Consider the following 11,381-nt stretch of genomic DNA (forward strand, 5'->3'; position numbering starts at 1 on the left):
AGTGCGAGGGAAACCACGGTTTTGGGAACCATGAGCGGGCGTAGCCCACTCATTTTTTTAAGAATGCCGGGCCAGGCCCGGCGGTTCCGCGTTGAACAATTAGCGCAGCGCCAGCTGAAAGATCATCGTTTCTGCCTGGCAACTAAAAGTAAAATCTGCATCCAGCTGCACGCCGTCCGGCTTCTCTTCGAAACGGCCGACGATATCGCAAGGTTCGGATTCCACCTGGCGCGCCTTGCCGATAAGCTCCTGCAGGGCGGCTTCAGCCTGCTGGCGATTTTCGTACAGGTGACGCCAGCTGGCTGTGCAGTCGGTGTTATCCATGATAGTACCGACATCCACACAGCAACAGGCGGCGGTTTCGTTGGCGCTACATTTATTGATGGCGTGGGTCATAAGATCCTCCGGTTAGCGGCCGCTCGGGGCGGACTTAAGGTCATAATGCTTTTATTCTACGCCTGCCCTTTTTTTCTGTCCGGTGATTCAGTGAATAAGCGTCATCCGGTAATGAAAATCAAAGATAAATTTGATCTGAAACAGGCTAGACTCAACGCCGCCTGTTGTGACTCGCAGGTTTTTGTTAAGCAGATCGCTTTTTATTGATCAATTTAGAAATATTTATAAAACAATATTGCAACAACTACAGGGGCCAGACCTATACTGGGGCCACTGGTCTGATTAGTTAGCCGTCTTTCAGCCCCTCTGTAGCGTCCTGCCGTTGCCTGCGTAACGGTATTAATAAAATCAGATAAAGAGGTTGTGGTCATGAACCATAAAAACCTGTTTGCGAAGTCTGCTCTTGCAGCCGCAGTGGCCATTGTTTCTTCCCATGCTTTTGCAGCCGGCTTTCAACTTCATGAATTTTCCTCTGCCGGATTAGGTCGTGCCTATTCTGGCGAAGGCGCAATGGGCGATACCGCCGCTTCCGCCAGCCGTAACCCGGCGACCATGGCGTTGATGGATCGTCCAATGTTTTCGGCAGGCGCGGTTTTTATCGATCCGGGCGTCAGTATTGACGGCACCAGCAGCCTGTCCGGCCAGAGTCTGAACGCGGACAATATCGCGCCCACGCAGTGGGTGCCCAATCTCCATTACGTGCAGCCGCTAAACGACCAGTGGTGGCTGGGCGCGTCCGCGACCGCTAATTATGGACTGGCGACGGAATTTAATAATGATTACGCCGCCGGGCCGTATGCCGGTAAAACGGATCTGCAAACCGTTAACTTTAACTTAAGCACCGCTTATAGACTGAATCAGCATTTCAGCTTTGGCGTCGGCTTTGATGCCGTCTATGCGCGCGCGAAGATTGAACGTTACGCAGGCGAAGCGGGCCGCGCGCTGGGCTTTCCAACCGATACGCAAATTGCGCACCTGAAGGGCGATGAGTGGGGCTACGGCTGGAACGCGGGCATCCTGTACGAAGTGGATGAGGATAACCGCTTCGGCTTTACTTACCGTTCCGAGGTTAAAGTCGATTTCGACGGCGACTATAAAAGCAGCATTCCGGGCGCTATCAACCCGCTTAATCAGGCGCTTAACCTGGGCCTGCCCTATGGCACCAGCGGATCGACCATTCCCGGCGCGCTGACGCTAAACCTGCCGGAAATGTGGGAAGTCTCGGGCTACCATAAAGTTGCCCCGCAGTGGGCCGTACACTACAGCCTGACCTATACCAGCTGGAGCCAGTTCCAGGAGTTGAAGGCCACCGGCAGCGGCGGTCAGACGCTGTTCTATAAGGAAGAGAGCTATAAGGATGCTTACCGCCTCGCGCTGGGCACGTCCTACTTCTACGATGATAACTGGACGTTTCGCGCCGGTATCGCGTTTGATGACAGCCCGGTACCTGCCGATCAGCGCTCCATCTCTATCCCCGATCAGGATCGCCTGTGGCTAAGCACCGGCGCGTCCTACGCCTTTAATCAGGATGCGTCCGTGGACGTGGGGCTTTCTTATATGCACGGCCAGCACGTCACGGTAGAGGAAGGCCCCTATACTTTCCGTTCCACCGGCAAAGCCTGGCTTTACGGCGCTAACTTTAACTACAAGTTCTGAGGCTTAAGCCAATAAAAAAGGCCCGATTCGGGCCTTTTTTGCAAACAGCATGCGGCAAATCAGTTGGCGTCGATATCGTCCAAATCGCCCTGAATGGCGGCGGCGTTCGGGTTTTCCTGCGGGATCAGCTTGCCGTCGCTGGCAAGGAAATCGTGGCGCTGGAAATAGGCCGCGCGGACAAAGGCATAGGGATCTTTGCTGTTGTGCAGAATAGCGTCGGAATCCAGCAGCTGCGCGCGGGTTTCCACGCCTTCCAGCGCCCACTTACCGGCGGTCATCCACCAGGTCAGCCAGCTCAGCGGTGCATAAAGATCGTCGACCATGCCGCCCACGTCTTCACGCGGCGTAAAGCTGCCGTAGCCCGGCAATTCAACATAGGTGCCATAACCCACGCCATAGTTGCCCAGCGTGCTGCCGAAACGGCGCGGCTCTTCCTTCGCCAGCGTCGGGTTGGCCATGCCGGCCACGTCGATAAAGCCGCCCAGACCCAGAATGGTATTCAGGAAGAAGCGGTTAAAGTGGATCATCGCTTTATAGGGCTTGCCCTCAATAAAGTAGTTCACCATGGTAGACGGCTCGCTCAGGTTGCCGAGAAAGTTGCTCAGGCCGCTGCGCGCGGGCACCGGCACGTAATCGCGCCAGGCGACGGCGACGGGACGAACAACATAGGGATCCAGCACGTTGTAATTAAAGTCGAACATCGTGCGGTTGAACCCTTCCAGGGGATCGGAGCGCCCCTGGGGTTCATCCGCCGTCTGCGAACTGGCGCAGCCAATCAGCAGTACGCTGGCCAACGCCACGCCCATCACGCGGTAGTTCATCTCTCTCTCCCTGTTAAATCAAGCCGACTACGGCTGCTGTTGGTTAATCTCAACGGCCAGCTGTTGATGACCATCGAAAGGCGTGACCGCGCTGGCACCGAACCAGTCGCCGGCCTGCGGATTGGCGCTGCCGTCTCGCGAGATGCGCACGCGCACCTGAACCTGATGCTGCGCCGAGAGCAGACGCTCCGGCATCATGGCGTTGCTGTCATCCAGCGTTAGCGAGAGCGGGAAATGGCTCAACGGCACTCTTTTCACCGCCACCGGCACTTTCGCCACGCCGTCGGAAACAGAAATATAGAGCACGCCGCCTTCGGGCAGCTGCTTTTCCGCGCCGGCGGCCAGCGTCACGGTCAGCGCCAGGCGGCTGGTTTGTCCGCCGGACTCGGTTTTAGCCTGCTCGATGCTGCGGCGGATCGCCGCCACCCGCTTATCGTCGGCCGGTAACAATTGTAACATCTTTTGCCAGACCGCTGTGGCCTGCGCGTAACGCTGCTGGCTAAAAGCATTAAATGCCAACAGGCTGAGCAGGCGAATATTGTCGCCGTCGCTTTTCACCATCTCGTTGAGCATAGCCGTTGCCTGGCGATTATCCTGCGGATCCTGCGAGCGCGTCAGGGCATCGGCGTAGCTTAGCTTTACTTCCGGATCCGTGGGAGCAAGCTGCATGGCGCGGCGAAAAGCCTGGGTTGCCGTAGCGGCGTTGTTCAGCACCATGCCGATACGGCCCAGCATCAGCCAGTCGCTTACGTTGCGCGGATCCTGTTGCAGCGAGGTGCGGATCCCCAGCCCAAGCCGGGCCAGCTGTTCCATTGTCAGCGGCTTTGCCTGCGGATCCATCAGCTGCGCCCGCAGCGTGGGCAGTTCGTTATTGACCTGCTGCCAGGCAAGCACCTGCGCAAAGCCGCCGGTTTTGAAATAGACGCCCAGGCTGACGACCACCAGAATCACCACGCCGGGCAACAAGACCCAGCGGCTGAGCGCGCGCTCGTGGGTTGGCGCTTCCTGAGGAATGTCCAGCAGCAGCGTCTGCTGTAGCTCGCGGATCATCTCCGCGCGCTCTGCCACGACGCCCTGCGCTTCGTCCTGCTCCAGCTCCTGAAGGCGCTGATGGTAAAAAGTTTTGTTCAGCGTGTCACGGTCTGTCGCCAGCGCCGCGCGCTTGCGGCCTCCGGCGATCAGCAGCAGCGTACTGGCGGCCACCAGTAAAGCCAGAACGGTGAGCCAGAATTCACTCATGGTTGCTTCCTGTTATTTAACAGCGCGTCAAGCCGCGCCTGCTGCTCCGCATCCAGCCCGGAACCGGTGCGTTTTCTGCTGCGTAGTACCATCACCACCGCGCCCGCGACTACAAACAGCACGGGGCCAGCCCACAGGATCAGCGTGGAGGCCATCACCGGCGGCTCGTAAGTGACGAAATTACCGTAGCGCGCCACCATCCAGGCTTTGACCTGCTCCGGCGTCTGGCCGCTTTGCAGCAGCTGATAAACCTTCAGCCGCATATCGGCGGCAATCATCGCGTTTGAATCCGCAATGCTGTTGTTCTGGCATTTGGGGCAGCGCAGCGATTCCGTCAGATGCCGGTACTGCTGCTCCTGGGTTACCGATGAGAATCGGTAGGTGTCTATGTTGTCCGCCAGTACGCCGAAAGAGAAGATCAGTGCGGCGAGAAGTAATACGCGTTTCATTGGCCTGCTTCCTTGCTGTATTTATCCCACAATGGCTTTACTTCGCTGTTCCATACCCGGTCGTTCATATCCCCGGCGTGGCGATAGCGAATAATCCCTTTGCCATCGATTAAAAAGGTTTCAGGCGCACCGTAGACGCCCAAATCAAGCCCCAGCATACCGTCGCCATCGTAGAGACTCAACGCATAAGGATTACCCAGCGAGTTGAGCCAGTTAACGGCCTTGCTGCGATCGTCCTTGTAGTTCAGCCCCACGACGCGGATGCCCTGTACCGCCAGCGTATTGAGATACTGGTGTTCGGCGCGACAGGTAGGACACCAGGTCGCCCAGACGTTGAGCAGGATCGGTTTACCGTCATGCAGTACCGACTGGTCGTAGATTTTGCCGGGCCTGTCCAGCGATTCCAGCCGGAAAACCGGCACGGGCTTGCCTACCAGCGCCGATTCCAGCTTTGTCGGATCGTCGCCGTTGGCGTTGCGGGTGAGTTGCCACATCAGCGCGGCGGCCAGCAGCAGAAACAGCGCCAGCGGAATATAAAGGGTCTTTTTCATGCCGGCACCTTTTTACGCGAGCGATAGCGCGGATCGAGCAGGCATAATATGCCGCCGGCCGCCATAAACAGGCCACCGAACCAGATCCAGCGCACGAATGGTTTGTAATAGATACGCACCGCCCAGGAATTATCCTCCAGCTCTTCGCCCAGCGCCGCGTAGAGATCGCGCGTAAAGCCGCCGTCGATTGCCGCTTCGGTCATCATAGTGTGCGCCACGCTGTAGTAGCGCTTTTCGGCATGCAGCGTTGCTTCATGCTTGCCGTTGCGCGTTACGTCGATGATGCCCACGCCGCCGGTGTAGTTTGCGCCCTGTAGGTTACGCACATCGCGAAAGATAAAGTGATAGTTATGGATATCAACCGTATCGCCCGCACGCATACGGACATCGCGCTCCACGCTGTAGTTCTGGCTGAAAGCGATGCCGATAACGGTCACGGCGACGCCAAGATGCCCCAGCACCATGCCCCAGTGGCTGCGTGAAAGGTGACGCAGCCCGGTGAAAAAGCGATGGCGATGGGTAGCGCGCTCGTGCAGCTCCATCAGCGTCAGGAAGATAACCCACAGCGACATCAGCAATCCCACTACCGTCATCGCTTCAATGCTGTCCTGCATCAGCCACGGCAGCAAAATGGACAACGCCAGCGTGGCAACCAGCGCCAGCGCCAGCCGCTTCCACAGCTTTTGCGGCTCGTCGCGACGCCAGCGCACCAGCGGCCCGATGCCCAACAGCAGCGCCAGCGGCGCCATCAGCCAGGTGAACAGCGTATTAAAGAAAGGTTCGCCGATAGAGATGCTGCCCAGGCCCAGCTGCTTGTGCACCAAAGGCAGCAGCGTGCCGAGCAGCACCACCAGCATGGCGGCAATCAGCAGAATATTGTTGCCCAGCAGGAAGGATTCGCGCGACCAAAGCTCGTTCTGTACGCGGCCGCGCACCTTGCTGCCTTTGATGGCGTACAGCAGCAGCGAACTGCCGATAACGATCACCAGAAAAGCCAGGATAAACATGCCGCGCGCCGGATCGGAGGCGAAAGAGTGCACCGAAATCAGCACGCCCGAACGCACCAGGAACGTCCCCAGCAGGCTGAGCGAAAACGCGGTGATAGCCAGCAGCACCGTCCAGGCCTTAAAGGTGCCGCGCTTTTCCGTTACCGCCAGCGAGTGGATCAGCGCCGTACCCGCCAGCCACGGCATAAAGGAGGCGTTTTCTACCGGATCCCAGAACCACCAGCCGCCCCAGCCAAGCTCGTAATAGGCCCATGCCGAGCCGAGCACGATACCGACGGTCAGAAAAACCCAGGCCGCCGTGGTCCAGGGACGCGACCAGCGCGCCCAGGCGGTATCCAGCCTGCCCGTCATCAGCGAGGCGATGGCAAAAGCGAAAGCCACGGAGAACCCGACGTAGCCCATATAAAGCAGCGGCGGATGGAAGATCAGGCCGATATCCTGCAGCATCGGGTTAAGATCGCTGCCGTCGATCGGGAAGTCAGGCAGCGTGCGGGTAAACGGGTTTGAGGTCAGCGTGATAAACAGCAAAAAGCCAAGATTGATCATGCCCATGACGGCCAGCACGCGGGCCACGGAATCCAGCGGCATCGCGCGGCTGAACAACGCGACCGCCAGCGTCCAGGTGCTGAGCAGCAGCAGCCACAGCAGCAGCGAACCTTCGTGCGCGCCCCAGGTCGCCGCAATACGGTAGTAGACCGGCAGCAGCGTGTTGGAGTTGGTGGCGACGTAAGCGACGCTGAAATCATTCACCACAAAGGCGTGCACCAGCACGATAAAAGCGGCGAGCACGCAGGCGAACAGCGCGTAGCTCAGCGGCCTGGCCAGGCCCATCAGCCGTCTGTCCTGACGGGAAGCGCCCCACAGGGGATAGACGCTCAGCAGCAGCGCCAGCGCCACGCCCAGTGCAAGCAGAAAACTGCCGATTTCCGGTATCATGGCTGGTTCACCGCAATCTTATGGTTCTTTTTCATTGCATCCTCAATTTCCGGCGGCGTGTATTTTTCATCATGCTTCGCCAGCACTTCTTTCGCTTCGATCAGGTTGCCCTGCTCCAGCACGCCCTGCGCGACCACGCCCTGCCCTTCCCGGAACAGATCCGGCAGGATGCCAAGATAGCTTACGCTGACCACACCGTTAGCGTCGTAGAGTTTAAAGGAAACCTGTAACGTGTTGGGATCGCGCTTGACGCTGCCGGGCATCACCATGCCGCCGACGCGCAGACGCTGGCCCGGCGTCGGTTTTTGCTGGCTTTCGCCTTTGCCGTTCAGGATTTCGCTGGGGGTGTAGAACAGATCGATATTCGAACGTAACGCATACATAACCAGTGCGGTTGCCAGCCCGAGTCCGGCCAGGATGGCAATCGCTACGAGCAGGCGATTTTTACGACGGGTATTCACGATGATGCTCCCTGCTTTTTCATTTTTGCCGCTTTGATGCGGCGTTCCCGCGACTCGCGCTGGCGAATGTCGGCCAACAGCCGCCGACGGCTAATGATGGTGTGCAGCACCAGCGCGCCCAGCGCCATCAGCGTGCAGGCGACGGCAAGCCAGACGTAAAAGGCGTAGCCGCCCATCGCCCAGAAGGCCTGCCAGGATGAGAAAGCCGTCATTGGCGCGCTCCTTTTTCCGCCACTTCCCTTACCCAGGGACGATGGCGCTCGCTCAACAGCAGCAAATTACGCAGACGCATCAGCGTCAGCGAGATAAACAGCAGCCAGAAGCCCGCAATAGCCCAACGTAAAGGCGTGCGCATGGAAGGCGCTATCGCCTGCTGGAAGACGCCGGAAGAGCCCTGATGCAGCGTATTCCACCACTGCACCGAATAGTGGATTATCGGCAGGTTTACCACGCCCACCAGGACAAGGATGCCGGCCGCCCGGCCCGCCATACGGCGATCGTCAAAGGCGTTATAAAGCGCGATTACGCCCATATAGAGGAACAGCAGCACCAGTTCCGAGGTCAGGCGCGCATCCCAGATCCACCAGGTTCCCCACATCGGCTTCCCCCAGGCGGAGCCGGTGACCAGCGCGATAAAGGTGAACACCGCGCCGACGGGCGCCATCGCCGCAGCGGCAAGATCGGCCGTTTTCCACTGCCAGACCAGGCCGGTGAACGCGGCAATCGCCATGGCGGCGTAGATACCCATTGACCACATCGCGGCGGGAACATGAATATAAATGATGCGATAGCTGTCGCCCTGCTGATAGTCGGACGGCGCAAAACCAAATCCCCATATCCAGCCGGTGGCTAACGTAACCGTCGCGGCAACTGCAAACCAGGGCAGCAGGCGACCACATAACTGGTAAAGCCTGTCGGGCTTCCCTGACTGATGTAACCATTTCCACATTGTTAATTGCTCATCTAAAAAGAAACGCGTTTCTGTCTGTTATTGTTAGTGTACGCTAACCCGCAGTGCCGCAGCCGTAGCGAAAGGCGCCAGTGTTGCGCTGGCGACCAGCATCGCGCCGAGGATGGCCAGCTGGCCGTTTATCGCCAGGCCCATTCCCGCAGCGTCAATGGCCGCCGAGGCGAAAATCAGTACCGGCACCGCCAGCGGCAGCACCAGCAGGCTCAGTAAAACGCCGCCGCGTCGCAGCCCGACCGTTAATCCTACGCCTATCGCGCCCAGGAAACTTAACGTCGGGGTGCCCAACAGCAGAGAAAGCGCCATCGCACGCCAGGTGGCGAAATCCAGCGACAGCAGCAGCGCCACCAGCGGCGAAAGCAGCAGCAGCGGCAGGCCGGTCACCAGCCAGTGCGCGATCACTTTCCCCAATACCGTTATCGGCAGCGGCGTCGGCAACAGCAGCAGCTGTTCCAGCGAACCATCGATAAAATCATCGCGAAAAAGCCTTTCCAGCGCCAGCAGCGAAGAGAGCAGCGCGGCGACCGAGACAATGCCCGGCGCGATACGCGCTAATAGCTGCGGTTCGGGACCAATCCCCAGCGGAAACAGCGTAATAACGATCAGGAAAAACCACAGCGGATTAACCACTTCCGCGCCGCTACGAAAAGCCACGCGCAGCTCCCGCATAATAATGCGTCCGATCATCATCCCGCCTCCGTGACGGAAAGCCGAATTTTGCGCACGCGCTGCGCCGATCCCGGCAGCTCCTGATGGGTGGTCAGGATCACTGAACCGCCATTATCGGCATGACGGGCAAACAGCGCCATCAGCTTTGTCACGCCTGATTTATCTATAGCGGTCAGCGGCTCATCAAGGATCCACAGCGGGGAACGGCTCAGCCAGAGCCTGGCCAGCGCAACGCGACGCTGCTGTCCCGCGGAAAGCTGCGCGACAGGCACCTCTTCATATCCCGCCAGGTCGACCTCTTCCAGCGCCTGCCACAGTTTTTCTTCCGGCTCCAGCGCATGAAAAAATTGCAGATTTTCCCGTGCGGTCAGCACCGCTTTCACGCCGGGCTGATGCCCCAGATAGAGTAACGCGCGGTGCCAGACTTCTCGCTGTTTGCGCACAGGCTGCTGCTGCCAAAGCACCTCGCCCTGCTCAGCCCGGCTTAAGCCCGCCAGAATGCGCAGCAGCGAGGTTTTTCCCGCGCCGTTGGCGCCTTCTATTTGAACGATATCGCCTGCGGAAACGGTAAAACTGAGTTCGCTGAACAGCATACGTTCATCACGAACGCAGGTCAGATTGTGGGCCTGGAGCATCAGGTGGCATCGCGCTTGTTAATAGTGCGTGAAATAGTACCACAGCTGATAATGGTATCGCAGCCTGCGCGGTATCACTGGATGCTTAAGTTGCCGCTATTATGCCCTGTGCAGGCCGCTTAATGGCGAAAAATGCCGCTTCGTTAAATCCTTGTTACGTTTATTCTGAAACGCAGTTACATTTCAGCAACGCTAAAACCCGCTACGCTTAGGCGGAGTGTCGATTACGGGAGCAGGAAGAATGAAAGAAGATAATGTGGAAGTCGAGAGTGAAGAACGTGAAGGAGAAGAGATAGAGGTGGATGAGGAAGCGCTGCCCTCGCGTGCGGCGGCTATCCATGAGGAGATACGCCAGGACGGCGAGAAAGAGCTGGAGCGCGACGGCCTGGCGCTGCTGTTTTCGGCTATCGCTGCGGGGCTTTCTATGGGCGCCTCGCTGATGGCGAAAGGGATTTTTCAGGCGCATCTTGACGGCGTGCCCGGCGCTTTTCTGTTGGAAAATCTTGGCTACACCTTTGGTTTTATCATTGTCATTATGGCGCGCCAGCAGCTGTTTACAGAGAACACCGTGACCGCCGTACTGCCGGTTATGCACAAACCAACCGGTGGCAATCTGGTCCTGCTGCTGAGGCTGTGGGCCGTAGTGCTGTTCGGCAATTTGATCGGAACGGCGCTGGCTTCGCTGGCCTTTACCCATATGCCGATCTTTGACGATGCCACGCGGCAGGCTTTTGTGGCTATCAGCCAGAAAGTGATGGAAAACACGCCGGGCGAGATGTTCGCCAATGCGGTGATCTCCGGCTGGATTATCGCCACGATGGTCTGGATGTTTCCTTCCGCCGGCAACGCGAAAATTTGGATAATTGTGCTGATGACCTGGCTGGTGGCGCTGGGCGACCTGGCGCATATCGTGGTGGGTTCGGTAGAAGTCCTTTATCTGGTCTTTAACGGTCTTATCAGCTGGCAGGAATTTTTATGGCCTTTTGCTCTTCCTACGCTGGCCGGCAATATTATCGGCGGCACCTTTATTTTTGCACTGATTAGCCACGCGCAGATCCGCAACGATATGAGCACCCGCGCTAAAGCGGAGGCGAAAGCGAAAGCCGAAGCGAAGAAAAAGCGTGATAAGAAAGAGAAGGCTGAAGAGGGTTAACCGGCTGGCGGCAAGCCGCTAAAGTTATCGCTAAGCGGCAGTCGTCTCATAGGGGGCGCTGCCGTTATCGGCGGGCAGTTCAGAAAAAGCATCCAGCTATGGGGCGGCTTTAGCTGAACAGCGCAAAAGTGTGCATATAGAAATTGCTGGCGAAAGCGACATAGGCCAGCCAGACCAGCATGATAAGACCGAGCGACAGTTTCAGGGACATAGCGACCTCTTTTATGAGCTAAACAAACGAGTAACCTTGCTTGAATTCGCTTTACATTAGTCCTCTGTCAGATCGCAGTTCTTGATCCAGCGCAACTATCTTCCACTAATCGGCTAACGGCTTCTTTGCTCAACCTTGTTCAGATCAACGTTAATCACTCAGCGGCCAGCTTAATCAGCTACTCAGCTACTCAGCTACTCAGCTACTCAGCTACTCAGCTACTCAGCTAC

General features: G+C 57.9%; 13 protein-coding genes. 2 read left to right on the plus strand and 11 right to left on the minus strand.

The window, feature by feature from the left end:
* Positions 1-99: 99 nt before the first annotated feature.
* Positions 100-396 (minus strand): YfcZ/YiiS family protein, encoded by a 297-nt coding sequence (locus tag AB6T85_RS19840; RefSeq protein ID WP_253459680.1) that lies wholly within the window; start codon positions 394-396, stop codon positions 100-102.
* Positions 397-765: 369 nt separating this feature from the next.
* Here AB6T85_RS19840 and fadL point away from each other — a divergent pair, with 369 nt between their 5' ends.
* Positions 766-2,052, plus strand: a complete 1,287-nt coding sequence (gene fadL / locus AB6T85_RS19845; protein WP_253459678.1) for a long-chain fatty acid transporter FadL — start codon at positions 766-768, stop codon at positions 2,050-2,052.
* A 59-nt stretch (positions 2,053-2,111) separates the two neighbouring features.
* Here the strand turns inward: fadL and mlaA are convergent, their stop codons facing one another.
* Genes mlaA through ccmA form a run of 10 tightly spaced genes read right to left on the minus strand, consistent with a single transcriptional unit; the run spans position 2,112 to position 9,787 of the window.
* A complete protein-coding gene (gene mlaA, locus AB6T85_RS19850) occupies positions 2,112-2,873 on the minus strand; it encodes a phospholipid-binding lipoprotein MlaA (RefSeq protein WP_253459676.1) in 762 nt (253 codons plus the stop codon).
* A 27-nt stretch (positions 2,874-2,900) separates the two neighbouring features.
* Positions 2,901-4,112, minus strand: coding sequence for a c-type cytochrome biogenesis protein CcmI (gene ccmI / locus AB6T85_RS19855; RefSeq protein ID WP_253459674.1), 1,212 nt, complete (start codon positions 4,110-4,112; stop codon positions 2,901-2,903).
* Positions 4,109-4,561, minus strand: a complete 453-nt coding sequence (locus AB6T85_RS19860) for a cytochrome c-type biogenesis protein (RefSeq protein ID WP_301251960.1) — start codon at positions 4,559-4,561, stop codon at positions 4,109-4,111. Before AB6T85_RS19860 ends, ccmI begins: the two co-directional genes overlap by 4 nt.
* A complete protein-coding gene (locus AB6T85_RS19865; protein WP_253459670.1) occupies positions 4,558-5,112 on the minus strand; it encodes a DsbE family thiol:disulfide interchange protein in 555 nt (184 codons plus the stop codon). The genes AB6T85_RS19860 and AB6T85_RS19865 overlap by 4 nt, the downstream gene beginning before the upstream one ends.
* A complete protein-coding gene (locus AB6T85_RS19870; protein ID WP_301251961.1) occupies positions 5,109-7,055 on the minus strand; it encodes a heme lyase CcmF/NrfE family subunit in 1,947 nt (648 codons plus the stop codon). The genes AB6T85_RS19865 and AB6T85_RS19870 overlap by 4 nt, the downstream gene beginning before the upstream one ends.
* Positions 7,052-7,516 (minus strand): cytochrome c maturation protein CcmE, encoded by a 465-nt coding sequence (ccmE, locus tag AB6T85_RS19875; RefSeq protein WP_253459666.1) that lies wholly within the window; start codon positions 7,514-7,516, stop codon positions 7,052-7,054. The genes AB6T85_RS19870 and ccmE overlap by 4 nt, the downstream gene beginning before the upstream one ends.
* On the minus strand, positions 7,513-7,728 hold the full coding sequence (gene ccmD, locus AB6T85_RS19880) for a heme exporter protein CcmD (protein ID WP_301251963.1): 216 nt from the start codon (positions 7,726-7,728) through the stop codon (positions 7,513-7,515). Before ccmD ends, ccmE begins: the two co-directional genes overlap by 4 nt.
* Complete coding sequence (locus tag AB6T85_RS19885; RefSeq protein ID WP_253459661.1) at positions 7,725-8,465, minus strand: heme ABC transporter permease; 741 nt, start codon at positions 8,463-8,465, stop codon at positions 7,725-7,727. The genes ccmD and AB6T85_RS19885 overlap by 4 nt, the downstream gene beginning before the upstream one ends.
* A 45-nt stretch (positions 8,466-8,510) precedes the next feature.
* Positions 8,511-9,170 carry a heme exporter protein CcmB gene (gene ccmB / locus AB6T85_RS19890; RefSeq protein WP_369896425.1) on the minus strand — a complete coding sequence of 220 codons (660 nt, stop codon included), beginning with the start codon at positions 9,168-9,170 and terminating at the stop codon, positions 8,511-8,513.
* Positions 9,170-9,787 (minus strand): cytochrome c biogenesis heme-transporting ATPase CcmA, encoded by a 618-nt coding sequence (gene ccmA, locus AB6T85_RS19895; protein ID WP_253459658.1) that lies wholly within the window; start codon positions 9,785-9,787, stop codon positions 9,170-9,172. Before ccmA ends, ccmB begins: the two co-directional genes overlap by 1 nt.
* A gap of 241 nt (positions 9,788-10,028) precedes the next feature.
* On the opposite strand from ccmA, the gene AB6T85_RS19900 reads away from it, so the two are divergent.
* Positions 10,029-10,940: a formate/nitrite transporter family protein gene (locus AB6T85_RS19900; RefSeq protein WP_253459656.1), complete on the plus strand. Its 912-nt coding sequence runs from the start codon at positions 10,029-10,031 to the stop codon at positions 10,938-10,940.
* The last annotated feature ends 441 nt before the right edge of the window (positions 10,941-11,381 follow it).

The organism is Erwinia aeris, from assembly GCF_041224955.1.
GTDB lineage: Bacteria > Pseudomonadota > Gammaproteobacteria > Enterobacterales > Enterobacteriaceae > Erwinia > Erwinia aeris.

Excerpts from the sequence above, each read along its gene's own strand:
- AB6T85_RS19840 (WP_253459680.1), bottom strand. The coding sequence starts at position 396 with ATGACCCACGCCATCAATAAATGTAGCGCCAACGAAACCGCCGCCTGT.
- fadL (WP_253459678.1), top strand. The coding sequence starts at position 766 with ATGAACCATAAAAACCTGTTTGCGAAGTCTGCTCTTGCAGCCGCAGTG.
- mlaA (WP_253459676.1), bottom strand. The coding sequence starts at position 2,873 with ATGAACTACCGCGTGATGGGCGTGGCGTTGGCCAGCGTACTGCTGATT.
- ccmI (WP_253459674.1), bottom strand. The coding sequence starts at position 4,112 with ATGAGTGAATTCTGGCTCACCGTTCTGGCTTTACTGGTGGCCGCCAGT.
- AB6T85_RS19860 (WP_301251960.1), bottom strand. The coding sequence starts at position 4,561 with ATGAAACGCGTATTACTTCTCGCCGCACTGATCTTCTCTTTCGGCGTA.
- AB6T85_RS19865 (WP_253459670.1), bottom strand. The coding sequence starts at position 5,112 with ATGAAAAAGACCCTTTATATTCCGCTGGCGCTGTTTCTGCTGCTGGCC.
- AB6T85_RS19870 (WP_301251961.1), bottom strand. The coding sequence starts at position 7,055 with ATGATACCGGAAATCGGCAGTTTTCTGCTTGCACTGGGCGTGGCGCTG.
- ccmD (WP_301251963.1), bottom strand. The coding sequence starts at position 7,728 with ATGACGGCTTTCTCATCCTGGCAGGCCTTCTGGGCGATGGGCGGCTAC.
- AB6T85_RS19885 (WP_253459661.1), bottom strand. The coding sequence starts at position 8,465 with ATGTGGAAATGGTTACATCAGTCAGGGAAGCCCGACAGGCTTTACCAG.
- ccmB (WP_369896425.1), bottom strand. The coding sequence starts at position 9,170 with ATGATCGGACGCATTATTATGCGGGAGCTGCGCGTGGCTTTTCGTAGC.
- ccmA (WP_253459658.1), bottom strand. The coding sequence starts at position 9,787 with ATGCTCCAGGCCCACAATCTGACCTGCGTTCGTGATGAACGTATGCTG.
- AB6T85_RS19900 (WP_253459656.1), top strand. The coding sequence starts at position 10,029 with ATGAAAGAAGATAATGTGGAAGTCGAGAGTGAAGAACGTGAAGGAGAA.